We start from the raw sequence: 23354 nt of genomic DNA, 5'->3' as shown, positions 1-23354 counted from the left end.
GCGTCAGTGGAGCTGCTTGAGCATCGCGCGCGTGCTCCGGTAGCAGAGCGCGGCGAGGGTGAGGGTCACGTTGGCGGTGCCGACCGAAGGCATGCTGCCGGCGCCGACCAGATACAGATTTTCATGATCCCAGGAGCGCTGATCGGTGTCGACCACCGAAGTGCGCTTGTCCGATCCCATGATGTGCGTGCCGGCCAGGTGGTTGCCCCCCCGGATGGCATAGCCCTCGCCCTCGTAGGCGACATAGCCGTAGTCGCCGGGGTCGTACCGGGAGAAATCCACGACGCCCAGGCGCGCGAACATGGTCCTGGCGAACTGCCGCGCGTACGCGGCGCCGCGCATCGTGTACTCCGGCACCGTGAAGGAGACCACCGGGCGCATGTTGCCGAGGCGGTCTGTGTAGCGCGGATCGACGGTGACGCGGTTGCTCTCGCTCGGCAGCACCTCGAGCATGAACGCGAACAGGAGCTGGCGCGAGATGCGGTCGACGAGCCCGCGGCGCAGCTCGTCCCCGAAGTGGTTGTGCTGGTCCACGAGCTCGGCCAGATCCGTGAAGGGCGAGCCCGTCGCCCACCCCCAGCCGTCGTTGTGGATGTCCACGCTGAAGGCCGCCTGACTCCGCCGGAATGGCCCCGTGCGCAGGTCGATGATGCCACCGGTGCAGCTCGTGCCGCGCGTGGTCCCGCAGACCTCGGGCATCAGCCCCCAGCTCAGCAGATAGGAGTGGTCCATCAGGTTGCGGCCCATCAGCCCGCTGCTGCTCCGGACGCCGGAGGCCAGCAGGAGCCGCGGGGTCTCGATGGCGCCGGCGGCGAGCACGAAGATCTTGCCCTTGACGGTCACCGTCTCGTGCTCTGACGACTGCGGGTCCTTGTAGACCTTGACCTCCAGCGCGGTGACGCGCCCGCTCTCGGGATCGATCACCACCTTCGAGGCGACCGCCTGGACCATCAGGTCGACCCGCCCTGTCTCGAGCGCCTTCGCCAGCGTCTTGCCGGAATGATACCGCGCCTGCACCGGGCAGAGCGGCACGCAGTTGGTGTTGCCCTGGCAGCGCTCCCCCTCCTCCACCTGATGGGTGTTGACGGCGCCCACCGGCACGTAGCCCTTGCCGCCGTCGTATGCGGGGTTGGGAACTCCGTTGCGGGCCTGCGGGTACGCGCGGATCCGGATCGAATACGCCTGGTCGTGCAGCTTGACCTCGGTGCCGTCGACGCCCTTGCCGACCCTCTGATCGAGGTAGGACAGCGGCAGGCCCTTCATCGGGTACACGTAGCCTTCGGGGAAGCGGAGCCCCAGGTACGTCTGCTCCCCGACGTCGGCGGAGACACCGACCTCGCGCTCGGCCACCTGGTAGTCGGGCTCGATGTCCTCGTAGCTCAGCGGCCAGTCGATGCCCTGTCCGAACAGCGTGCGGACCTTGAAGTCGTCCGGCAGCATGCGGGGGGTCTTCGCCTCCCAGTGCATGGTCGTTCCGCCGAACACGCGCGTGTAGTTGGTGTCGGTGACGTAGGGGCCTGATTGCACGACGTAGGGAGCCGGGTCGGTCTCGCCGGGCTGGAGCTTGCGGAGCTCCGGGCTGCGCGGCATCCGCGCGTTCGGGTTCTCGGGGAACGGCGCCTGGTTGTCCTTCGACGACGCCGCGAAGAAGTTGGCAAGGTAGGACTCATAGCCGGAGATCGACCGGTTCGTCCCCGCCCCCGCCTCCAGCAGCAGCACCCGCTTGCCTGCTCGGCTTAGCTCGTTGGCCACGATCGCGCCGGCGATCCCGGAGCCCACGATCACGGCATCATAGCCGTCATCGGCGGCCACCGCGCCGGCGTCCGTCCGCAGCGCCGTGTCAATTTTCAACAGCACGTCCCGCCCTCCCTATGTAGATGATCCCCCCGATGTCCTAAATCAGAAGAGATCGGTCGCTGTCAACCGCTTCATTGTATCGGTCACGTGACACCGGGATCGGCGCTCCTGTCGCTGTAATGAGAGCGGGTCGACGCACGACGTAGGCGCACCGCGACGTTCACGTCCGCGCCTGCGCGTGGATGCAGCGCGTCGAGGCCGCCTTTCCGCCAGGGGAGAACAATGTCCACTCGCAAATACAATGATGAGGAGTTCCGAAGAGTTGGTGGCTGCGCCCGGAAGAAGCGGCGGCTCACGGGCGTGGGCCGGGAGGTCCCAGCCGGCCTCGCTGATGCGCCTGATGCCCTGGCCCGGTGCGCCGACGGTGCCTGTACAGGAGAACCGACGGGGCAGGCGAGCTCGCGGCATGCTCGCTCGAACGCGCTTCACATGCGCGATGGGCCTCTGGTAAGTACCATGGGATGTTGCCGACCCTAGGGCGGGAGGTCATGTGGCAGACCCGGAATCTCCGATAGACTCGCTCCAGGCGTTCTTCTCGTCCTGTCCCGACATGCTGTTCGTGGCAGAGCTGGATGGCCGGCTGCGGCGGACCAGCGGCGCCTTGGAGCGCGCCTTGGGGCCTGTCGCCGCGCGGGGGGCAACGCTCGCGTCGCTCGTCGATGACGAGGCCGACGCCAGATCGTTCGAGGCCGCCTGGGGCCGGCTGCAGGCGTCCGGCGATCCCGTGCAGCTGGCCGTGTGCTTCCGCGACGCGCACGGCGGCCGCAGGACGCTCGCGTGCAGCGCGACCCGGTCGCCGTCGGGCGACGCGGTGTACGGCTCGCTCCGCGGCGTCCTCACCCGCACCCCGGAGACGAGCCCGCGCAGCAACCTCAAGGCGCGCGTCCTGGACCACCTCGCCGAGCACGTGTCCATCGGCATCTGGACGACCGACCGGGAGGGAGTCCTGCTGTTCAGCGAAGGCAAGGGCCTCAGGCAGTGCAACATCGAGCCGAACCAGTTCGTCGGGATGAGCGTCTTCGAGCTGTACAAAGGCTACCCGATCACCGACAGCGTGCGGCGTTCGCTCGTCGGAGAGCAGACTCACTCCTACGAGGAGGTGCACGGCTATCACTGGGAGAGCTGGGTGGTGCCGTTCCGGGGGGACGCCGGCGAGATCGAGGGGGTGCTCGGGATCTCGCTCAACGTGACGGAGGCAAAGAACGCCGAAGCAGAGCTCCGGTCGCAGCTCCAGCAGATCGAGAACCAGCGGCAGGTGATCCGCACCTTGTCGATGCCCATCATCGAGGTGTGGAGCGGCGTGCTCACGCTCCCGATGGTGGGCATCGTGGACAGCGTGCGGACGGCCGATATCATGGAGAGCCTGCTCGGGCGCATCGTCGAGAAGCAGGCGCGGTTCGCCATCCTGGATCTCACCGGCGTCGAGATGGTCGACACGCAGGTCGCGAGCCACCTCATCGAGCTCGTCACCGCGATCCGGCTGCTCGGCGCAGAGGGCATCGTGGCGGGCATCAAGCCGAACGTCGCCCAGACGATGGTCGCGCTGGGGCTCGACCTCTCGCAGATCAACACCCAGCAGAACCTTCGGGCTGCCCTCGGCCATTGCATCCGCAAGATGAGCGCAGAGAGGCAGCTCTCGCCGGTGCGTGCCGACGCGGCCGCCGGGGGAGCGCCCTCCCGCTAGCCGAGGAGCGCTTCGCGGATCGCTGCGCGACGGGCAGGACCGGCGCGATGGGAGCGGTCCAATCATCGACACGCGCAGTCGACCGAGAGGGTGTAGCTGCCTTCGGCCCCGGCATAGCCGTCCACCACCAGGTAGGATGTCTGGCCTGGCGCGCTCGTCCAGCTCACGGTCTCGACCGTCTGTAGATCCAGCGGGGTCGAGGAAGCCATCTCGTTCGACCGGATGGGGTCGCAGGCGGACAGCAGCAGCAGGTCCAGGTCCGTCGCGAGGTTCTCGAGCTTTGCGACCACGATGCACTCGGTCGTCGAGGAGAAGGCATAAACCGTCTCACGCCCCGACTCGGCACGAGCGGTCCGGTCGTATCCCGTCCACACGTTCGCGCGCCCCTGGGTCGTCGTGCTGTGATTCAAACGATCGCCACACGTGATCGGTAGCGCTCCCCGACACGGGTCGGCCGCACCGTCCACGCCCCCGCCCGCGGCGCTGCCCCCGGCGCCGCCCGGGTCGCCGCCGGCGCCGGTGCCGTCGTGGCCGCCCTGGGCGCCGGCCGTTCCGCCGACAGCGCCGCCCTCGCCGCTGTTCGCGACGGATCCGCCGGCACCGCCGCCGCCGGTGGCGCCAGAGCCATTGCCGGCAGCGCCGCCCGTCGCGTCCACCTCGTGCACATCGTTGCCGCACGCTGCAACCATGAGAACCGCGCAACCAAGAGCCACGTGGAGTCGAAGCACGTTGCCTCCTTCCGTTCCGCCTGCGCCCCGCAGCATATCATGTCAATTCGGTGATCTGCCCCGAGGCGCTCCTCGCCGAGAGCGGCCTCCTGCGCGCTATGCTCGGTCATGCTCGCGTCCAGAGGTCGCCTCATGTCCCGCGCGGACATCGCATCGCTCCTCCTCGTTCTCCTCCTGCCCGCCGCGTGCGCTCACGGCCCGGCCGCGCCATCCGCGGCGCCGTCGCGGCCAGCCGACATCGGGGCGCTGCGGCTCGCGGACTGGCAGCCCATACCGCTTCTGGCGCTCGAGCGCACCGCGATCACCCACCTGGCCGTGCCCGCCATCGATGTCCACACGCACCTGCACCGTGTCGTGGACGTGGCGGCCGAGGTCGCGCGCATGGACGCGTTTCACGTCGAGACAATGGTCAACCTCGATGGATTCTCGGGCAAGCGCCTGGTGCGCGAGCTCGAGCGCTTCGACCGCGCCTATCCAGGGCGCTTTCTGACCTATGCCAACCTCGACCTCACGCTCGTGGGCGCGCCGGGCTGGGGCGAGCGCGTGGCGGCGCAGCTCGCGACCGACTTCGAGGCCGGGGCCAAGGGACTGAAGATCTTCAAGGAGCTCGGGCTCACGGTGCGCACGCCCGAGGGCCGGCGCGTCGCGCTCGACAGCCCGGAGCTCGAGCCGGTCTGGCGTACGTGCGCGCGCTACCGCCGGCCCGTGCTCTGGCACGTGGCCGACCCGGCGGCGTTCTTCGCCCCGCTGGACGCGAAGAACGAGCGCTGGCACGAGCTGCACGAGTTCCCGAGCTGGTCGTTCGCAGACCGGACGCGCTTTCCAACCCGCGCGCGGCTCTTCGAGGAGCGCAACCGCGTGATCGAACGCCACCCCGACGTCACCTTCGTGGGCGCGCACATGGCCAGCTCGTCCGAAGACCTGAAGCAGCTCGCGGGCTGGCTCGATCGCTTCCCCAATCTGCAGGTCGACATGTCGGCCAGCGTCAGCGAGCTGGGCCGGCAGCCGCGCGCGGCGCACCGCTTCTTCGTGCGCTACCAGGACCGCGTGCTCTTCGGCACCGACCTCAAGAGCGCCAATGCCGCAGGCTACGACGTCTATGCGCGCTTCCTCGAGACCGAGGACGACTACTTCGGCACCGAGGCCGCGAACGGCCGCCAGGGGTCCTGGAGGATCTACGGTATGCACCTGCCCGCGCCCGTGCTGCAGAAGATCTACCGCGACAACGCGCGCCGCCTGCTCTGGCCTGCAGATCCCGATCGGCTCGCGGCACACCCGTGACGCTCGGCGCCCGGCGCGACACACGATGTTCCGTCCGGCGCGACGCGCGTTGTGCGCCGCTCCGCCCGTCACACGCGTTGTTTCACTTGCCGTTCATTGCGTCGTCTGCTCGCTCGTTTCGCCCCTCGCCCTGGCCGAGGCGAAATGCTCGAGCGCCATGCCGGCGGCCATCGCCGCGACGAACGCGAGCACGGCGCTCGATCCGGTCGCCAGCGAGACGAGCGCCGGCCCCGGGCAGTACCCGGCGAGACCCCAGCCGACGCCGAACAGCACGGCGCCAGCGACGAGGCGCGCGTCGATGTCGGCGCGGGTCGGGACGTCCGCGCGATCGGCCAGGAGGGGAAACCGCGGCGCGCGGGCAAGGCCGGCCGCGTCGGCGCCGCCCCCGCGCCGCCGCCAGCGAAGGACGCGGTAGGCCAGGAAGTGCACGGATATAGCGCCGGCCATCACGAACGCCAGGCTCGGGTCCCAGCCGCCGGCCACGTCGAGGAAGCCGATGACTTTGGACGGCTGGGTCATGCCGGAGACGCCGAGCCCCACGGCGAACAGCAAGCCGGCGAGGAACGCTGCTGCGCCCTGCTTCATCGCGCCCCCCCGAGCAGGTGCCGGCTGACGTACACCGTGATGGCCGCGGTCGCGATGAACGTCAGCGTGGCGACGAGCGACCGGACCGACAGACGGCTGAGGCCGCAGACTCCATGGCCGCTCGTGCACCCGTTGCCGAGCCGCGCGCCCCAGCCGACCAGCAACCCGGCGACGATCACGAGGCCGAGCGAGCCGCCGCCCCCCGCCGAGGGGAAGGCGACCGGATGCGCGGCGACGAGCGCGAGGCCGCCGAGGAGGAGGCCCGCGACGAACGCCGCGCGCCAGGCGGTATCTCCTGGCTTCCGGAAGAGCAGCCCTCCGACGATGCCGCTGATGCCAGCGACCCTCCCGTTGAAGAGCAGGAGGAGAGACGCCCCCACGCCGATGAGGGCGCCGCCGATGAGGGGGCCTATCACGGTGAATTCATTCACGATGAGACCTCGCTGAGAAACCGGTGGCCAGCATAGCAATGCGCGTCATCCACGGAAGACGAACCACCACGCGGTGCGCAAAGCCGGAGCCCGCTCGGCGTATTTCGGCCGGCCCCGCCGGCTCGCGCGCCCCCTGCCGCGTCCGCCACCGCTCGCCGCGCCACCGCTGCTGCGAGCGCGCGGCGCCACACCCCGCCTGGATCGCCGCCCGACAGAGCGGGTGGGGCTGGGAGCGGGCGTATCGCACACGGCGCCGGCGGACGGCCGAGATTGTGCCGGGTCCCAGAGGTGCTGGTGTATACTGACGGCCGATGGCCCACGCAGGCTCGGACGCGGCGGAACCGGCTTCATGGCGCAGGATTCCGCGCGTCGGGGATGTCGTCGGCGGCAAGTACCGCGTCGAGCGCGTGCTCGGCCGCGGCGGCATGGGGATCGTCGTCGCGGCGCACCACATCTCGCTGCGCCACCGCGTCGCGCTAAAGTTCCTGCTGCCCGAGGGGCGCACCACGCCCGGCGCCACGGAGCGCTTCTTCCGAGAGGCGCAGGCCGCGGCGGCGATCGCCAGCGAGCACATCGCCCGCGTCATCGATGTGGGGCAGACCGACGACGATCTGCCCTATTTCGTGATGGAGTACCTGAATGGCATCGATCTGGAGGCGCTGCTCGAATCGCGGGGCCCGCTGCCCGTGGAGCAGGCGGTCAGCTACGTGATCGAGGCCTGCGAGGCGCTCGCCGAGGCGCACTCGCTCGGGATCGTCCACCGCGACCTCAAGCCGGGCAACCTCTTCCTCGCGAGCCGCAAGGACGGCTCGAACCTGATCAAGGTGCTCGACTTCGGCATCTCGAAGGCGTCCGAGGAGGGCGTGCTCGGCTTGAACGCCCAGCTGACCGCATCCGCCGTGGTGCTCGGCTCCCCCCGCTACATGTCGCCGGAGCACATCCGCAGCACCCGGACGGTGGACGCCCGCAGCGACATCTGGGCGCTCGGCATGACGCTCTATCAGCTCCTGACGGGACGGCTGCCGTTCGAGACCGAGTCCGTCTCGGCGCTGTTCGTCAGCATCGTGACCGACGTGCCCGTGCCCCCGCGCAGCCACCGGCCGGAGATCCCGCTCGCGCTCGAGTGGATCATCCTGATGTGCCTCGAGAAGGATCCAGCGCGCCGTCCCCAGACGATCGCCGAGCTGGCCACGCTGCTCGATCCGCTCGCGTCGGAGTCCGCGCGCCAGACGGTGGCGCGCATCCTGCGCAGGGCGATGGGGAACGAGGCCGTCGACGCGCCGCCGCCACCGGATCGCCCGCGCGCCATCGACGAGGAAGCCGAGACCCTGACCGGGCCGATCGGCCCCACGCGTGGGTCCCGGCACAGCTTGAGCGAGCAGGCGAAGGAGCGCGCCTCCTCGATGCCGCCCACGCAAGCGTCCGTCGCTCCACCCTCCTTCGCGACGGCGGCCTCGCCATCGATGCCGCCTGCGCGGGTGTCCGTCGCTCCTCTCACGCTCACCGCCACGGCCTCGCCGTCGGTGCCGCCCGCGCGGGTGTCGGTCGTTCCTCTCACGCGCACCGCGGCGGCCTCGCCGTCGGTGCCGCCCCCGCAGACGTCGGCTGCCGGACCTCCCTCCGTGCACGCGTTGCCCCCGGACGAGTCGCTGGCGCCGACGGCGGCGCCGTCCAGACGGGGCGAGCGCTTCGCCGCGGGGGATCCACAGGGGCGGCGCCGGCGAAGCCTGATCGCGCCCCTCGCGGCGGCGGCGCTCGTCGCGCTCCTCGGGGGCATGGCGGCGACCGCGTGGCTCGGGCGCGGCGCGTCGCCGGGCGCGCCGCCCGCCGGCGAGGCGGCCTCGCAGGTCGCGCCGGCGCAGGGCGAGCCTCCCGCGCCCTCGATCGAGGATCCCGGGCCTTCGTCCCTCGCGCCGTCGGAGGTCGCCTCGCCGCCCACAGCGGCGGCCGCCGCGGCGAGCGGGTTCGCCACGGCCGGCGCCGCGCTCGCGCCGCTCGGCTCGGCGAGGGCCGGCCGCCCCCGCGCGGTGCTCGCGCCGTCGTCGCCGTACCCGGCCAGCAGCGAGCCGGCGCCGACGAAGGCGACGCGCCTGCGCGAGCACCGCTAGCGGCATGCGTCGAGCGCCCTCGAGCACGCGCGCTCGCCGGTGGAGGCTCGCCGCGGTGCCCCTCCTCGCGGGCGCCCTGCTCCAGGCCCCCGCCGCCCGCGCCGACGGCGAGGGCCAGGCCGACGAGGCCGACCTCCACTTCGACCTGGGCCGCGACCTCTACAAGCAGGGGCAGTTCCAGACCGCTCTCGAGCACTTCCTCGCGTCGAACCGGCTCGTGCCGAACCGCAACGTCGTCTTCAACATCGCGCTCACCTACGAGGAGCTGGGCCGCTTCGCGGACGCGCACCGGTACTACGACGACGCGCTCGAGGGCGAGGCCGACCCGGAGGTCGTCGCCGAGCTCCAGGCCGCGCTCCAGCGGATCGCGCCGCGCGTGGCCGTGCTCCAGATCGTCACGTCGCCGCCGGGGGCCAGGATCTACGTCGATCGCAAGGACCTCGGCGCGCGCGGCACGGCGCCGCGCCGGCTCGCCATGTCCGAGGGGCGCTACCGGATCCTCGTCGAGCTCGCGGGCTACGAGCCCGTGGCCGTGGACGACGTCCCGGTGAAGCTGGGGCAGAGCAAGGAGGTCCTCATCGTGCTCCGCCGCATCGTCGGCACCGTGCGGGTGGACGTGCGCGGCGCGAGCGAGGCCACGGTGCACGTCGATCACGACGGCGCCCCGCCCGCCTGCACCGCCCCGTGCGATCTCGATCTGCCGCCGGGCCGCCACGTGCTCCATTTCTCGCGCCCGGGCTTCGAGGCGGCGCCGCAGCCGCTGACCGTCGCCGCGCACGAGACGGTGCCGATCACGGCGACGCTCAGCCCGCTCACCGGCTCGATCCTCGTGCGCGCCGACGAGCCCGACGCCCTCGTCGAGATCGACGGCCGCCCCATGGGCTTCACGCCGTCGGTGATCCAGGGCGTCCCCGTGGGCCGGCGCCGCGTCCGCGTCAGCCTGCGGGGCTTCGCCCCCGTCGAGCGGACGATCGACGTGACGGCCGGCCAGCAGGCGGAGCTGCGCGACGTCACGCTGGCGCCGCTCCGGGAGGTGTCGTCGGCCTCGCGCGTCCTCGAGCGCCTCGAGGACGCGCCCGCATCGATCAGCGTCATCGAGCAGCACGAGCTGCGCGCCTTCGGGTACCCGACCATCGCCGAGGCGCTGCGCGGCACGCGCGGCATCTACCTCTCGAACGATCACGTCGTCTACTCGGCGGGGATCCGCGGGCTCGGCGAGCCGCTCGACTACGGCAACCGGCTCCTCGTCCTCTCCGACGGCCACTCGACGAACGACAACGTGCTGAACGCCTCGTTCGTGGGCTCCGACGCGCGCGACGACCTCCACGACGTGGATCACATCGAGGTCGTCCGCGGCCCTGGCTCGCTGCTCTACGGCACGGGCGCGCTCTCGGGCATCGTCAACCTCGTCCCGCGCGGGCGCGACGAGCCCACGAGCGCGCACGCGGCGGTCGGCACCTACTACGACGGCGTGGGCCACGCGCGCGCCGGGTTCCACTACAACGCCCGCAGGGACGCGGGCGTGCAGGCGAGCGTCTCCGGGGCGCGCTCCGACGGGTTCGACGTCCCGGTGGCGCTGCGGGACCCGGGCGAGGGCCCGCGCGTGCAGATCGCCGAGCGCGCCGAGACCTTCCGGGCCGGCGGCACGTCCGGGCGCGCCTGGTACGGGCCGTTCACGGCGCAGTGGATGTACCACGCGCGCGAGCAGCTCGTCCCGATCGGCTACGTCGGCACGCGGCTCAACGACCTCGGGACGAGCTACGAGGACGCGCACATGATGGCCGAGGTGCGCTTCGAGCCGCGGCTCACGCCCGACCTGCAGCTCATGGCGCGCGCCCACGTGAACCGCTTCGTCTGGCACGGCGCCTACGCGTTCGACGAGGGGACGATCTTCGAGCAGCAGCACGGCACCTGGCTGGGCGGCGAGCTCAGGGCGGCGTGGACGCCGCTCCCCTGGCTGAGGGTCACCGGCGGCGGCGAGGTGCAGGCGCACCCCGAGGCGACGCTGAGCAGCGTGTTCGCGGACGGCGGCGCGCGCACGAAGCCCGTGCCGTACCGCTTCGGCGCCGGCTACCTGATCCTCGACAGCTCGCCCGCCCCGTGGGTCCGCCTCTCGTGGGGCGCGCGCCTCGACGTCTACAGCACGTTCGCGCCGATCGTCGTGCCGCGCGCCGCCATCATCCTCCGGCCCGCGCCGGGAGGGGTCCTGAAGATCATGGGCGGGCGCGCCTTCCGCGCACCGAGCATCTCCGAGCAGTTCTACACCGACGGCAAGACGCAGGTGCCCGCCGTCGACCCCGAGCGGGGCCTCGTGCTCAAGCCCGAGTCCATCGCTTCCGCCGAGATCGAGTACTCGCAGCGCGTCGGCGACGACTGGACAGCGCTCGGCGCCGTTCACGCGAGCAAGCTGTCGGACAGGATCACCTCCGCCGAGGACAGGCCCGGCGAGCCCGACGTGGTGCGCTACGTGAACAGCCGTCGAGACGCGTTCGTGGCGGGGTGTGACGTCGAGCTCCGCCGCGAGTGGCGCCAAGGCTGGATGCTCGCGGCGACGTACGGCTACCAGCGCGGCGAGCTCAAGCGCGGCGAGCGGCTGATCAACGCGCCGGAGCACCTCGCGTCGTTTCGCGGCGTCGTCCCGGTGGTGGAGCGGCTCGCCGCCGCGGCGCTCCGGATCAACCTGGAGGCGCCCCGGCGCATCGGCCGCAGCTCGGCCGACGAGACGGCGGGCGCGATCGTCGCGGACCTCACGGTGTCAGGGGAGCTCCAGCGCTTCCACAGCCGCTATGTGATCGGCATCTACAACGCCATGGACACGCGGTACGACTACCCGGCCGCGGAGAGCTACCTCTCGGCCACGAGCCGGCAGAACGGCAGGACCTTCCTCGCCGAGATCACCGTCAGTTATCCATAGCTCCGCGCGTCGAATGTGCTGCTGCGCGCGGGTCTGCAGCGGCCCGGAGATGCTGACCACGCGGACACGCTCGAGCCACGCGGAAAAGAGCGAACGGTCTGCCAGGCGCCGCCGTTACGGGGTGCTGTACTCGTGCCGGAAGCGGCGGAACAGGTTCCTGACCGCGCTCGCCGAGGGGACGCCGGAGACCGCGAGCGCCTCCAGGATGGTGCCGTCATGCGGGAAGCTGCTCTGGCTGTCTCCGCCGAGCGTAAGCCCGGTCACCGTCACGTTGTTCAGCGACACCGTGGTCGAAGCGCCGTCGATGAGGATCGCTGAGCTGGCCCCATTCACGATCACGCCCACAGCGTGCGCCACGAGTGGGTTATACCCGGCGACCTGTCTGGTCACCACGCCGTCGCTGAAGGCCAAAGAGGTGGCCGTGTTGTTGTAGAACAGCGCCCCTGAGCTAGCGCTCGTCCTTCCGATGATGGCACCGAGAGCCGTGGAATTCTTCTTGAACACGGCGAACAGGGCATAAGGCGCGGCGAGAGAAATCCCGTTCAGTCGATACTGCTGCAGGATGTTAGAAAACGAGATTGCCGGTGCGTGGTTGAGGCCGTCGATCTCGAACGCTGCGGGGCTCCCTGGGAACTGGATCGTCCAGTGTCTCGAGTTCCCGCTCCGGTCAACGGCCTGGCCAATCCCGAGCGGCAACCTCCAATAATGCAGGTTGCTGTACGTGGCAGAAGGGAACGTGAGCGTGATCCCAGTCGTACCAAGCGCAACAACGCCGCTCGACGGCACCAGGACATGATTCTCTGCCCACACGCCACCGCCGTGGATGCTCCAGTCGAACCTCGCGGTACCGCGCGGCCCCCCCAGGACCATCTCGACATGCAGCAAGCCAGTGACCGTCGACGTGCCGGCAGCGGTCAGGGCAGGCGGCGCGGAGCCGAACCCGGTGGGCGTCCCGGTCACGGCTCCACCGGGGAGGTCAAACCCAGCTTTGACCCAGGTAAAGAGCCCCGGAAGATGGTTCGGGCTGAACGGGAAGGCGTCCCCGGCGCATATCGCCGTCATCTTCTCCTGCCCTTTTTCGTTGGGATGAACGGTGTCCGCCGCGTTGTGCGCAGCCGCCGCCTCCGCCGTCCACGCGGAATCGGCATAGATCACCTCGCCCCACGGAGCGAGCGCGGCGACCGCCGCAGCCTCCGCGTCGCGCTGCGAGTCCCAGGACGTGCCGACGACGTCGTTCTCGGTCACCTCGCGCGTGTAGGTCATGGCGCGCACCACCACGCGCGGATCGGCCTCTTTGATCGCGTTCGCGAGGTCGACCTTGAACTGAACCAAGTTCGCGGCCGTCGTCTTCTGGTTGGCGAAGTCGTTCCTTCCGATCTGGACAATCACCTCGTCGGGACGGTTCGCCAGAATCTTTCTGGCGAGCGCACGGCACGCAGCAACGGAAGGCGTCGCCGTCCCGGTAAGATGCACGAGGCCATCCCCACCGCTGCCATGGGTCATGAACTCGAGGCCCTTGCGTTGCATCTGGAGCTGCCACGACGTCATGCCAGAGAACGCGGTGTACGCGCCCGCGCCCTTCGAATCGACGATGGCGATGACCACGCGAGCCCGGGGAGGTGTGACATCGAACATCGATGCGCCTGGCACGTAGATCCCACCAGGGAAAACGCCGATGTTCTCGCCACGGATGGCGACCAGCGACGCCGTGTACGGTGATGCCATCTGAGGACCAGAATAGACTCTGATCTTGCGCGGCACGGCGCTGCGTGCGGCCGGAACGCTCACCCTGCTGAACGTGATCGAGTTCCACGCCACGGGGAGCACCGGATCGATGGGCTCGCCGTCGGCCCAGACGGACGGATACGACCGGTTTCCGTTTCGCCGGTTCACCGTGTCGTAATACTCGACGTCAAAGACGTCGGCGTCGGTGGACAACGCGTAATACGCCAGGTTGGACATCTGGAGATGTCGAGGGTTGCGCCAGGCAGTGAGCTTTTCGTACCCCGCCTCGCTGGAGCCGTGGAGCAGCGCCGGGTGCACGTCCAGACGGTAGAAGTCGGGGTAGAGGACCCCCGTGGCGTCCACCGGGCGAATGCGGAGCCTGCCGCACAGGAACGTGGCCTGCGTCGCGCCGCTGCGAACGACGACCCGCGCGCGGTACGACAGCCCCGCGGTGACCGCGAGCGATGGCGTGATGCAGTCCGTCGGGGTGCTCGTGGGCGTGAACGACGCCGACATCAGGACGGAGGAGCCCACCGCGTCCAGGATCTGGAGCTGGAACGCGCCGGAGCTCCCGACCCCGGACGGGAGCGACACCCTGTCGAGCTCGAGGCGCACCGCGGGGACCTCGGACGGGACCGCGAACCAGCGCTCCTTCATCGCGCCGTCCGGCGCAGCCTGGTCGTGGTTGACCCAGATCAGGCTGCGTTGCCCGTCGGCGTCGACCCCCGCCAGGGGCAGGCACCGCGGGGCCAGGTGCGGCCGCTCCACGTGCCAGGCCATCGACTCGAGTCGCCCGGGGCCGAGCGAGTTCCGATCCACGTGCAGCCCGGCGGGGTACGCGAGGCTCACGTGTCGCTCCGCACGAGCTGACAGGCGTGCTCCCAGCCCGGGCCGACGTTGGTCCACGTGCGCGTCGCTCCCGCGGCCCCTTCGGTGATGACCGCCAGGACTCCGAGCTGCGGACCTTCGACGATCTCGATCGCGCGACATCGAGCATCGACACCCTCCGCCGGGATGGGATCGGGGAGCTCGAACTCCTCCCCATCCGGCGGCACACCGATTGAGTCAAGATCTGCCATGGCACGTTGTCTACTATACAGTGCCAATCCTGTCGAGGTCGCCCGTCAGGCGTCCGATGCCGGGGCGCCGGCGTGGCGGAGGCGGCGACGGAGGGGCCTCTCGAGCGCGCGGGGGCGGAGGGCCGCCCTTGCTCAGGTTCGGCGCCACGACCCCATGGCGCGTGGCCATGTCGTCCGCCTCCTCCTGGTCCACGTCGAACCCCGCAGCGCAATCTCTCTTCGCTCGCGCGACAGATCCATGGCCGGATTTCTGACACGCGGAGAGAGCGATCAAGAGCGCAGAGGGCGCTGGCCCAGGTCGGTGAAGAACCGCAGGAGATAGCCGTCGGGGTCGGCGACGACGAACTGGCGGTTGCCGAGCTCCGTGTCGCCCTCGCGGTACCACCTCTCCTCGAAGGGGATCACGATCTGGAAGCCGCCTGCGCGCACACGCTCGTACAGCGGCGTGACGTCGGCGACCTCGATCTGAAAATTGACGCCGCGTCCGTAAGGATGCTCCAGCGGCGCGGTGCGGAATCTGCGGCCCGGCCCCGCCGCCTCCTGCAGCATGAGCTGCGCGCCCTCGAGGTCGATGAAGGCAAATCGCTCCTCGGGCCTCTCGTACCGCAGCGTGCAGCCGATGACACCAACATAAAAGCCGAGCGAGGCGCCGAGATCCGCCACGTCGAGCTCCGGTATGAGCTTCTGCCCGCTCATGGTCCTTCTCCTCGCGATCGACCGATGGATCGAGCGGAGCGGCGGTTCATCGGGCAGAGCCTAGCTCACAACGGAGACATCCACGCTGGGTTGGATCACCGACGAGGTGCCGCCGTGCCCCGAAATCCCTGCCCGCCCACGCCGCGGCGGCGGCGCGCCGGGGCCCCCCAGCTGCGTCACAGGCTCGCCCGTCTCGAGGTCGATCTCCTTCTTCGGCCCGTCGGGCCAGGGCGCCCTCGAGTCGAGGAGCGTCGCCCGGCGAACCCCGAGCGCCACGAGCTCGCGCGCGGCCACGGCGAGCTCGAGCCCCAGGGTGACGTCGGCTCCCGCGGCGGTCGGCTCGGCCGGCGGGGGCACATAGACGACCGCGCCGGCGCCGGCAGCCTCGATGTCTCGCAGGGCGTCGAACAGGTGGGCGTCGCCGAGGAGGTCCGAGACGAGCGCGGCGCGGTGGGTGTACACGATGGCAGTGTCACCGGCGTGCGCCGGCGCGCCGTGCGTCAGGAGGAGCAGCTGCCTCTCGCGACGTATCGTGTACGTGTGCGCCCGCCACTCGCCGCTCAGGCCTGCGGGCCGGAACGGGGCGCTCCGGACGCGCGCGGCGACGTCCTCGCTCCGCACCCGGTGGCGGACGAGGTCGTCGATGGAGACGAGCGGCAGCCCCTGCCGCGCCGCGAAGCGCGCGAGGTCCCGGCGGCGCGCCATCGTCCCGTCGTCATTCAGGATCTCGCAGATGACGGCGGCCGGCAGCGCCCCGGCGAGCCGCGCCAGGTCGACGGCGCCCTCCGTGTGCCCCTCGCGCTCGAACACCCCATCTCGGCGCGCCCGCAGCGGGAACACGTGCCCTGGCGACACCACGTCCCGCGGCGACGCGTCCCGCGCGATCGCGGCCGCGACGGTGCGCGCCCGGTCGCGGGCGCTGATGCCGGTCGTGACGCCCTCGCGCGCCTCGATGCTCACCGTGAACGCCGTCGACCGGCGCTCGCCGGGCCGGGTCGCCATGAGCGGCAGCCCGAGGCGGTCCACCTGGTCCTCGGCGAGGGCGAGGCAGATCAGCCCCCGGCCGTGGGTCGCCATGAAATTGATGGCGGCCGGCGTCGCATGTTCTGCCAGGACGACGAGGTCTCCCTCGTCCTCGCGCGCCTCGTCGTCGACGAGGATCACCATGCCACCGGACCGGAGCTGCTCGACGGCAGCCTGAACACGCAACGTGGATGTCGAAACAGCCATGGATCCCTCTTCGCTCAGCGGGCCGGGAGCGGCGCCAGTCGATCGATCTCTTCCAGATCGGCCCCGGTCAGCCGGAAGCCCACGGCGGCGGCGTTCGCGCGCACCTGCTCCGGCGACGTCGCGCCGGCGATCACGGAGGCCACCGCAGGCCGGCTGGCGAGCCACGAGAAGGCCAGCTCCAGCAGCGTGTGGCCCCGGGACGCCGCGTAGGCGTCGAGCGCCGCGGCGGTCTGCCGGTTCCGCTCGGTCAGGAAGCGCGCGGAGAGCGCCGTGTCCTGCGACGAGAGCCGCGCGCCGACGGGCGCCGGGCCGTCGGGCCGGTACTTGCCGGAGAGCAGCCCGCTCGCCAGCGGGAAATAGGGCAGAAAGCCGATCCCGAGGCGCTTGCTGTCCGAGAGCACCTCCCGCTCGGGCTCGCGCTGGAGCAGGCTGTACTCGTTCTGGACGCTCACGAAGCGCGCTTTCCCCGGGCGGGTGGCCTCCTCGGCGCCGCGGATCTGCGCGGCCGAGAAGTTGGAGCTGCCGATCTCGCGCACCTTGCCGGCGCGGACCAGCGCGTCGAGCGCCTCCAGCGTCTCCTCGATCGGCGTCTCGGGATCGGGGCGGTGCAGCTGGTAGAGATCGATCCAGTCGGTGCCCAGCCGGCGCAAGCTGTCCTCCACGGCGCGCTGGATATACGCCGGCCGCGCGCCGCCCCTGCGCTCGTCGTCGAGCGCGACGCCGAACTTGGTCGCGATGATCACCGAGCTCCGCCGGCTCCCGAGGGCCTTGCCGAGCAGCTCCTCGCTCCGCGTGCCGCCGTAAACGTCCGCCGTGTCGAAGAAGTTGATGCCGGCGTCGAGCGCCGCGCCGACGACCGCCGCCGTCCTCTGCTCGTCGATTCGACCGCCGAAGTTGTTGCAGCCGAGGCCCACGACGGACACCTCGAGCGATCCAATCCGCCTCTTCTCCATCAGGTCATTCCTTGCAGCGTGGTGGGTTCCAGCGAGTCGGCGGCGCAGGCCGCGCCACGCGGCCCGCGCCCCCAGGCCGTCAGCCCTTCGGCTTGCCGTTCGCGTCCCACTCGGCCCAGAAGCGCTCGAGTCCGGTGTCCTTCAGCGCCCGGTTGAGGAAGCGCCGATCGGTCCAGGGCTCGACCTCGAACGTGCTCCTGATCAGGCCGTACTTCTTCGAGTCGGCGACCGCCGACTTGTACCGGGCGATGGCGTACTCGTCGAGCAGCGGGCTGGCGTTCTGCTTCATGTCCTCGCCCTGCTGCGCTTCCTTGTAGTTCGCGAAGGGCGTGCCGGACTTCGACCAGAGCTGGAAGGCTTGCGTGCGGTTCTTCTCGTCCGCGACCCACGACGCTGATTTCACCGCGAGCGTGATGATCTTCTGCACGACGTCGGGGTATTCGTTGATGAAGTCCTCCCGCGCGATGATGCCTGAATTGCTCGGGTAGGTCGGGGAATCCCCCTTCGTCGTGTAGACGATCTTCGCGATCCCCTGGTCGCGCAGCGAGAGGTAGTCCGTGCCGCCGAACACTGCGTCGATGTCCTTCGTGGCGATCGCCGCCTTCGCGGTGGAGGCATCCATGCTGATGGACCGGATGTCCTTCTCGCTCAGCCCGTGGCCCTCGAGGATCCGGTTCGCGGACAGCTGCGACGCCGTGCCCTTCTGGAAGGCCACCTTCTTGCCGCGCAGATCCCGGACGCCGGTGATCGGCGAGTCGGCGGGCACCACGAGGTAGGCGTGTCCGCGCCGGCTGGCGCTGGCCAGGAGCCGCGTCTTGAGGCCGCTCGCCCGACCGACGACGGAAGGCAGGTGACCGTGGGTCCAGATGTCGAGCAGGTTGTTCGCGACCGCCTCGTTCACGGCGGGGCCGGCGCCGCGGAAGAAGTTCCACTTCACCTCGATGCCGTCCTTCTTGAACTCCTCGGCCAGGGTCCCCTGGAGGTGCAAGAGGGAGAAGAAGCTTCCTCCGGTGACGGGGCGATTGCCCACGCCGACACCGGGCACCCCGACGCGGATCACGCTGGGCCCGGCGGCCCGGGCCCTGCCTGCCAGAAGCGCTGCCGACACCGCTGCTGCGGCGCCTCCCAAGAACTGACGTCTTTGCATGGCGCCGTGATGTGCACCGTGCGTGCCATTCGATGAAACGCTTGGAATCAAGAGGCTGCCGCGAGGCGCTGTTGCCAGGGAAGCACCCGATCCGCAGGGGTGCTGGCGAGCGGCCCATGGCGGAGGCCCCCACCCCGCCGCGGGGTCGCTTCAGCCGCCGAGCCCTCCCGGCCGGGCGCTCGCGAAGATGGCGACGTTCCTCGGCGTCACCTCGGGCTCGAACACGATGGCCGCCTCGACCTCGTGCCCTCGCTCGCCGAGGGCACTCGCGCGATCCAGCGCGACCGCGACCTCCGTGAGCCGGGCCAGGAGCGCGCGCGGCAGCGTGAGCCGGCGCATCTGACCGAACGCCGCGCGCGCCGCGACCTCGCGCTCGCGGAGCTCGGCCTCGGTCGCCGGGTCGAGGCCCCGCAGCGCGAGCGCCCTGGCCGCGAGCTCGCGCAGCCCGCCGTGCGCGCGCCGCCGGTTGATCCCGCGCATCTCCTCGCCCAGGGCGACGTCGAGCCCGCGGCCGCGGAGCAGCGACAGCAGCGCGTGCCGCCGCTCGCGGGCCAGAAGCTCCTCGTCCAGGCTGGACTCGACACCCACCGGGCGCGCCGTCAGGTTGGTGAGCCCCAGCGCCTCGCGCTTCAGGACGAGCCCCGCCGCCCTGGCCGCGGCCGAGAGCGGGGCGCGGGCCGGCGCGCCGATCTTCTGAAGGCAGCACGAGACGAGCGCCAGATCGCAGGGTGCCTCGGCCGCCGCCATCACCGTGCGGTCCCCGAGCTCGCCACAGGCGTGCAGTCCGACCGCCAGGTCGTTTAGAGCGAACGCCAGCGCCTGCTCGAAGGCGTCGAACGCCACGAAGCGCGCCCGCCCCCCGGCGGCCAGCGCGGAGGCCGTGGCCACGCGGTCGGGCTCGCGCTCCAGGCCGACCGCATCGCGGTCGAAGCGCGCGGCGGCGAGGCGAGTGAAGTGGCCGTGCCCCGCCCCCACGTCGACGAGGCGGCGGGCGCGGGCGGCCATGGGCGCCACCGCGCCGAGCAGGGCCTCCAGCTGGAGCCGCTTGCGCGCCGGCACCGCCCGCAGCTCGTCCAGCGACGCCGGCGGGAGCGGCTCGACCGGCCGCCGCGGCAGCTTTGCGGCCTCGTCCGCGGCCCGCGCCAGGGCCACGAGGCTCGGGGGCGGGCGATCGAGGCCGTCGATGCACGCGGCGAGCCCCTCGGCCTCGCAGCGGGCGAGCTCGGCGTCGGAGAGCGACAGGAGGAAGCCCGTCCAGCCCCGCGCCTCGCACCAGGCCGGCGGCGGCCCCTCGTCGACGCGGGCCTCGACGATGTCGAGCGCCGGCACGAGCACCTCGAGGGCGCGCGCGAGGCGCTGGGCGACGGGGGGAGGCGTGAGCGACGGGGGCATGCGCGGACCGGAGGCGGGGCGAGGACTACCGGATCCGCGTCGCGCCAGGAAGGCGCCTCGGGCGCGCCGCCGGGCGGAGGCCCTGCGTCACGGGTTGGCTGAGCTGAAACTCGCCATTCTACCCAGTTCCTGCGCCGGCTCGCGCGCGAGATCCAGGGCCGCCACGCTCTCGGCGTCTTCGGCCGGGCCCCAGGCGCCGGACATCGCCATGCAGCCGAGGCCGACGGGAAACCTCCGTCGCTTCGCCATCGCAAGGCGACTCCACGCACTCGGCTGTCTCCGACAAGGACGCTTCGGAACGCGCTCCGCGGAGCGGCTACGCCGAAGCATGCGACGCGCTCGCATCAAAGCCGTCGGCCTGCCGGCGATTGGTTGCAGCCGGCTTGACTGCTGGCCTTTTCCGAGACGCTGCCCCTGGCCGGGCCGTGTCCCCCCGGCTCTCGATCGTTGACAAGGGGCAAGCAGTAAACTACAAATGTAGTTCTTGAGGGGGGCGTTCCAAGAACCTCTCCTGATGCGGAGATGCGTGAGGGCTCTGTCAGGAACTGTGCGGTGAAGACGCGTTCGGCGGCGGCAGTTGCCGCGATCGCCACGCAGCTCTGAGCTCGCCCCGGACGGTTCTACTTAGAAGAGGAGTGCCATGAAAAAGAGCGTGCTCGATTGCAAGTTTCCCTCGACGTTGTTCGGCGGTGCGGCGTTGTTGCTCTTTCTGGTGAGCGCTTGTGCGACGCAACCGTCCCCGGTGCCTGTGTCCGCTGACTCGAAGCTCCCGCTGAACGGGCCGGAGGCGACGCCGGTCGCTCGAGCGCAGGAGACCGAGGGCAGCGCGGCTTTCGTGCCGGCGGCCAACGCCAACCAACTCGCCCCGCCTGCAGCGGAAACGCACCCAAATGCGCAAGCTCCGGCGACAACCGCGCCAAGCTCCGCAGGAAGCGCGGAGCGCGCCCAGGAGCCGAGGACTGCCCAGGGAATCTCGCGCACGCTGCTCGATCAGTCGGACTTGCAGGATCTTCCCGGGTGGGAGACGCGGATGTACCTTATCGAGTATGCGCCCGGCGTCGCGGCGCCGCCGCACCACCACCCGGCGGCTGGCGTCGGGTACGTCGTGAGCGGCGGCTTCGAATCCACCTTCGAGGGCGGCAAGACCGTCGAGGTCCGCGAAGGGCAGAGCTTTCGGGACTTGCCGAACGTGTCCCACGTGATGTTCAAGAACACGAGCGCCACGAAGCCGCTCAAGTTCGTCATATCTTACGTGGTTCGCAAGGGCGCTCCAGTACTGGTCGTCCCGTGACCTGGAGCGCGAGCGCGGAGGACCGGTGAACGCCTCCGTCGTCGTGATGGTGTCGGCGACGTTGTCGAGGCCCGTCGGCTGTCCGACGACATGGAGCGTCCTCAGGTCGGCGGCTGAGGCGCCGATCGCAGGCGCGGGCCCGAAGCTCAGCGACGACCACGTCGGCTCGTGGAGCCGGAGGTCGGTGCGGCCGCTCCGCCGCTCGAGGATCGCCGACATGTTCCCGAGGCTGAGCTCGATTGGGGCGTGATCAGACTCGCCACGATCGCGCGATCTGCGTGATCACGATGGGCGGTACCCGCACTGTCGTTCACTTCCTCAGGGCGGGAGCGCGGTGATGAAGTCGCGGATGCACGCGATCTCGGTGTCGCTGAGCGCCGCGCCGCCGAACGGCATCCGCTCGTTGCACGGCGGGTCCGGCGTGACCTTCGTGTAGATCGCGCTGGCGTCCGGGTCGCCCGGGACGAGCACCGAGCTGCCGTTGCCGCACACGGACGCCTGGCCCCGGAGCGTGTTCTCCCACCCGGCGGCCAGCGAGAGGCCCGCCAGCTTGGAGTTCTCGTCATGGCAGCCGGCGGTGGCGCACTTCATCGCGACCAGCGCCGGCGCTTCGGAGCATCCGGTCGACCCCCCGCCCGTCGTGGCGCCGCCGCTGCCGGTCACCGCGGCGGAGCCGCCGCCGGCCCCCTGGTCGTCCAGGGGGAACTCGTCCTCGTCCAAGGTCCCAGCGCAGTTCGGGAGGAGCGCGCCGCCGGTCAGCAGGGCGGCCGCGGTGAGCGCGGCGCGCCCGTAAAAGGAAGTCATGAACGTCACGTGCTACCTCTCTCAATAGACGTAGGCTCCGGCGAGCCGCAGTCCCAGGTATTGGTCGATGGCCCCGCCTGCGATGTACGCGTCGCCCTGCTCGGGCTGGAACGACGAGAAGAACCGGGCGTACTCGACGAGCAGGCGCGCCTCGATGCCGGTCGCGACCGGGATCATCACCCCGGCCAGCGCGCCGACGCCCTGCACGCTCGCCCCGGTGAACCGCTCGTAGACCGGGCCTGACGAGAGCGGCAGGATGTACTCGGCGCCCAGCGCCAGCGCGATCGGGCCGACCGGGAAGCGCCCGTCGAGGCCCGCCCGGAACAGGGTGTACGAGACGTTCGGCACCGTCCTGGCGAGGTCCGCCGGCGCGTCGATCTCGAAGGTCAGGAACCGGAGCCCGGCGGAGATCCCGAGCACGGACGCCTCGCCGAGCGACAGCCGCTCCCGGAGCCCCAGGTTGATGCGCTCGTAGGTGGTGCTGATCGGGTCGCCGCTGCCCACCGCCGAGTCGAGGCCGAGAGCCCGCGCATACCCCGCGGTGACCCCGAGGCCCTTGAGCACCGCGATGTCCGTCGACGCGAGCGGGTACAGCTCGCCCGAGACCGACAGCGCGGGCTGTCCGAAGACGCTGTAGGGCGGGAGGTTCTGCGTGCGCGGATCGGAGTAGTCGAACCAGCGGCCGACGAACTCGACGCCGAGCTCGATCGAGAAGAGCGCCGAGCCGGCCTCGTGCGGCTCGCGCTCGCCGCCCTTCCCGCCCTCGCCGCCTTCGTCCTTCTCCTCGTCCCCCCCGTTCCCATCCTCGCCTTCGCCTTCCCGGTCGCCCTTCGCCTCGTCCTCCTCGGCGGGCGGCGGCGCGGGCGGCGGCGCGATCTGCGCCAGCGTCGGGCCGAGCAGCTCTTCCAGCGCCCTCTTGCGGTCGTCCCGCGAGCCGCTCAGCGGCACCGCGCTGTCCACGGCGAGGTCGCCGGCGTTCTCGTCGACGTAGACGAGGTGGACCTCTTTCTTCTTCTTGTTGGTCCGCGAGACGCCGTAGATCACCCCTTCTGCCTTCGCAGCCTTGCCTGCCTTGCGGATGCGGTCGAGGGCCTTCTTCCGCTGAGCCTTCGACACGAGCGTGTCCCCGACGGGCTTGGTCTGGCCGGCGCCTTTCAGCGACTCCGAGAACGCGTCAGGGTCCACGACCCCCAGCGTCTCCGGCACGAGGGCGAGGATGTCCTCGCGGATGTCATCCGCGTTGGGGCCTTCGATGCGCACCGCGATCGACTTCGACGCCTTGGGGGCGGCGAGCGTGGCGGGCGCGAGCGCGAACGTCGCGGCGGTCGCGGCGGAGAGCCCGAGCAGGATCCGCCCGCAGAGGCTCATGGAAAGGAACAGCGTTGTAGTTCTAATGGGTTTGCGCACGGGCCTCTCGCTAGCGGCAGAGACGTCAACCGGGGCTTGCAC

At 70.8% G+C, this 23354-nt stretch carries 19 protein-coding genes; 5 read left to right on the top strand and 14 right to left on the bottom strand.

The annotated features are described in order from the left end of the window. Nucleotides 1–3: 3 nt before the first annotated feature. Nucleotides 4–1857: a GMC family oxidoreductase gene (locus tag WMF46_RS12390; RefSeq protein WP_437985803.1), complete on the bottom strand. Its 1854-nt coding sequence runs from the start codon at nt 1855–1857 to the stop codon at nt 4–6. A 490-nt stretch (nt 1858–2347) separates the two neighbouring features. On the opposite strand from WMF46_RS12390, the gene WMF46_RS12385 reads away from it, so the two are divergent. Beyond that, nucleotides 2348–3541: a PAS domain-containing protein gene (locus WMF46_RS12385; RefSeq protein ID WP_437985802.1), complete on the top strand. Its 1194-nt coding sequence runs from the start codon at nt 2348–2350 to the stop codon at nt 3539–3541. Nucleotides 3542–3603: 62 nt separating this feature from the next. Here the strand turns inward: WMF46_RS12385 and WMF46_RS12380 are convergent, their stop codons facing one another. After that, nucleotides 3604–4230, bottom strand: coding sequence for a hypothetical protein (locus WMF46_RS12380; protein ID WP_437985801.1), 627 nt, complete (start codon nt 4228–4230; stop codon nt 3604–3606). Nucleotides 4231–4377: 147 nt separating this feature from the next. On the opposite strand from WMF46_RS12380, the gene WMF46_RS12375 reads away from it, so the two are divergent. Beyond that, entirely contained in the window at nt 4378–5550 is a 1173-nt protein-coding gene (locus tag WMF46_RS12375) for an amidohydrolase family protein (protein ID WP_437985800.1), read from the top strand. A gap of 93 nt (nt 5551–5643) precedes the next feature. On the opposite strand, the gene WMF46_RS12370 is transcribed toward WMF46_RS12375, so the two are convergent. Further along, nucleotides 5644–6135: a DUF6691 family protein gene (locus WMF46_RS12370; RefSeq protein ID WP_437985799.1), complete on the bottom strand. Its 492-nt coding sequence runs from the start codon at nt 6133–6135 to the stop codon at nt 5644–5646. Then, on the bottom strand, nt 6132–6566 hold the full coding sequence (locus WMF46_RS12365) for a YeeE/YedE family protein (protein WP_437985798.1): 435 nt from the start codon (nt 6564–6566) through the stop codon (nt 6132–6134). Before WMF46_RS12365 ends, WMF46_RS12370 begins: the two co-directional genes overlap by 4 nt. Before the next feature lie 311 nt (nt 6567–6877). Between WMF46_RS12365 and WMF46_RS12360 the strand changes: the two genes are divergently transcribed. Both WMF46_RS12360 and WMF46_RS12355 read left to right on the top strand, forming a co-directional pair. After that, the gene (locus tag WMF46_RS12360; protein WP_437985797.1) at nt 6878–8674 is read left to right on the top strand and encodes a protein kinase domain-containing protein; all 1797 of its coding nucleotides are present in this window, start codon (nt 6878–6880) and stop codon (nt 8672–8674) included. Between the two features lie 55 nt (nt 8675–8729). Next, nucleotides 8730–11588 (top strand): TonB-dependent receptor domain-containing protein, encoded by a 2859-nt coding sequence (locus WMF46_RS12355; protein WP_437985796.1) that lies wholly within the window; start codon nt 8730–8732, stop codon nt 11586–11588. Between the two features lie 114 nt (nt 11589–11702). On the opposite strand, the gene WMF46_RS12350 is transcribed toward WMF46_RS12355, so the two are convergent. The 8 genes from WMF46_RS12350 to WMF46_RS12315 all read right to left on the bottom strand — a co-directional run bounded on the left by WMF46_RS12350 (nt 11703) and on the right by WMF46_RS12315 (nt 20059). Next, entirely contained in the window at nt 11703–14162 is a 2460-nt protein-coding gene (locus WMF46_RS12350) for an SGNH/GDSL hydrolase family protein (protein ID WP_437985795.1), read from the bottom strand. Further along, on the bottom strand, nt 14159–14392 hold the full coding sequence (locus tag WMF46_RS12345; RefSeq protein WP_437985794.1) for a hypothetical protein: 234 nt from the start codon (nt 14390–14392) through the stop codon (nt 14159–14161). Before WMF46_RS12345 ends, WMF46_RS12350 begins: the two co-directional genes overlap by 4 nt. A gap of 270 nt (nt 14393–14662) precedes the next feature. Then, complete coding sequence (locus WMF46_RS12340) at nt 14663–15088, bottom strand: bleomycin resistance protein (protein ID WP_437985793.1); 426 nt, start codon at nt 15086–15088, stop codon at nt 14663–14665. A 60-nt stretch (nt 15089–15148) separates the two neighbouring features. Further along, nucleotides 15149–16318, bottom strand: a complete 1170-nt coding sequence (gene ribB, locus WMF46_RS12335; RefSeq protein WP_437985792.1) for a 3,4-dihydroxy-2-butanone-4-phosphate synthase — start codon at nt 16316–16318, stop codon at nt 15149–15151. 14 nt (nt 16319–16332) lie between these two features. Beyond that, the gene (locus WMF46_RS12330) at nt 16333–17271 is read right to left on the bottom strand and encodes an aldo/keto reductase (protein WP_437985791.1); all 939 of its coding nucleotides are present in this window, start codon (nt 17269–17271) and stop codon (nt 16333–16335) included. A 79-nt stretch (nt 17272–17350) separates the two neighbouring features. After that, nucleotides 17351–18379 carry an ABC transporter substrate-binding protein gene (locus WMF46_RS12325; protein ID WP_437985790.1) on the bottom strand — a complete coding sequence of 343 codons (1029 nt, stop codon included), beginning with the start codon at nt 18377–18379 and terminating at the stop codon, nt 17351–17353. Nucleotides 18380–18568: 189 nt separating this feature from the next. After that, a complete protein-coding gene (locus tag WMF46_RS12320) occupies nt 18569–19810 on the bottom strand; it encodes a methyltransferase (protein ID WP_437985789.1) in 1242 nt (413 codons plus the stop codon). Between the two features lie 87 nt (nt 19811–19897). Next, nucleotides 19898–20059, bottom strand: a complete 162-nt coding sequence (locus tag WMF46_RS12315) for a hypothetical protein (RefSeq protein ID WP_437985788.1) — start codon at nt 20057–20059, stop codon at nt 19898–19900. A 391-nt stretch (nt 20060–20450) separates the two neighbouring features. On the opposite strand from WMF46_RS12315, the gene WMF46_RS12310 reads away from it, so the two are divergent. After that, complete coding sequence (locus WMF46_RS12310; protein WP_437985787.1) at nt 20451–21101, top strand: cupin domain-containing protein; 651 nt, start codon at nt 20451–20453, stop codon at nt 21099–21101. A 318-nt stretch (nt 21102–21419) separates the two neighbouring features. Here the strand turns inward: WMF46_RS12310 and WMF46_RS12305 are convergent, their stop codons facing one another. Both WMF46_RS12305 and WMF46_RS12300 read right to left on the bottom strand, forming a co-directional pair. Next, a complete protein-coding gene (locus tag WMF46_RS12305) occupies nt 21420–21905 on the bottom strand; it encodes a hypothetical protein (protein WP_437985786.1) in 486 nt (161 codons plus the stop codon). Nucleotides 21906–21926: 21 nt separating this feature from the next. Further along, nucleotides 21927–23273, bottom strand: coding sequence for a hypothetical protein (locus WMF46_RS12300; protein WP_437985785.1), 1347 nt, complete (start codon nt 23271–23273; stop codon nt 21927–21929). Nucleotides 23274–23354: the final 81 nt, after the last annotated feature.

The sequence above is a fragment of the Sorangium sp. So ce117 genome (genome assembly GCF_051524395.1).
Classification (GTDB): domain Bacteria; phylum Myxococcota_A; class Polyangia; order Polyangiales; family Polyangiaceae; genus Sorangium; species Sorangium cellulosum_B.
This window is presented reverse-complemented; position numbering and strand designations above follow the sequence as displayed.

Coding starts and splice junctions, on each gene's coding strand:
- WMF46_RS12320 (WP_437985789.1), bottom strand. CDS start 19,810: ATGCCCCCGTCGCTCACGCCTCCCCCCGTCGCCCAGCGCCTCGCGCGC.
- WMF46_RS12330 (WP_437985791.1), bottom strand. CDS start 17,271: ATGGAGAAGAGGCGGATTGGATCGCTCGAGGTGTCCGTCGTGGGCCTC.
- WMF46_RS12300 (WP_437985785.1), bottom strand. CDS start 23,273: ATGAGCCTCTGCGGGCGGATCCTGCTCGGGCTCTCCGCCGCGACCGCC.
- WMF46_RS12305 (WP_437985786.1), bottom strand. CDS start 21,905: ATGACTTCCTTTTACGGGCGCGCCGCGCTCACCGCGGCCGCCCTGCTG.
- WMF46_RS12310 (WP_437985787.1), top strand. CDS start 20,451: ATGAAAAAGAGCGTGCTCGATTGCAAGTTTCCCTCGACGTTGTTCGGC.
- WMF46_RS12345 (WP_437985794.1), bottom strand. CDS start 14,392: ATGGCAGATCTTGACTCAATCGGTGTGCCGCCGGATGGGGAGGAGTTC.
- WMF46_RS12340 (WP_437985793.1), bottom strand. CDS start 15,088: ATGAGCGGGCAGAAGCTCATACCGGAGCTCGACGTGGCGGATCTCGGC.
- ribB (WP_437985792.1), bottom strand. CDS start 16,318: ATGGCTGTTTCGACATCCACGTTGCGTGTTCAGGCTGCCGTCGAGCAG.
- WMF46_RS12360 (WP_437985797.1), top strand. CDS start 6,878: ATGGCCCACGCAGGCTCGGACGCGGCGGAACCGGCTTCATGGCGCAGG.
- WMF46_RS12375 (WP_437985800.1), top strand. CDS start 4,378: ATGCTCGCGTCCAGAGGTCGCCTCATGTCCCGCGCGGACATCGCATCG.
- WMF46_RS12380 (WP_437985801.1), bottom strand. CDS start 4,230: ATGGTTGCAGCGTGCGGCAACGATGTGCACGAGGTGGACGCGACGGGC.
- WMF46_RS12370 (WP_437985799.1), bottom strand. CDS start 6,135: ATGAAGCAGGGCGCAGCAGCGTTCCTCGCCGGCTTGCTGTTCGCCGTG.
- WMF46_RS12315 (WP_437985788.1), bottom strand. CDS start 20,059: ATGGCGAAGCGACGGAGGTTTCCCGTCGGCCTCGGCTGCATGGCGATG.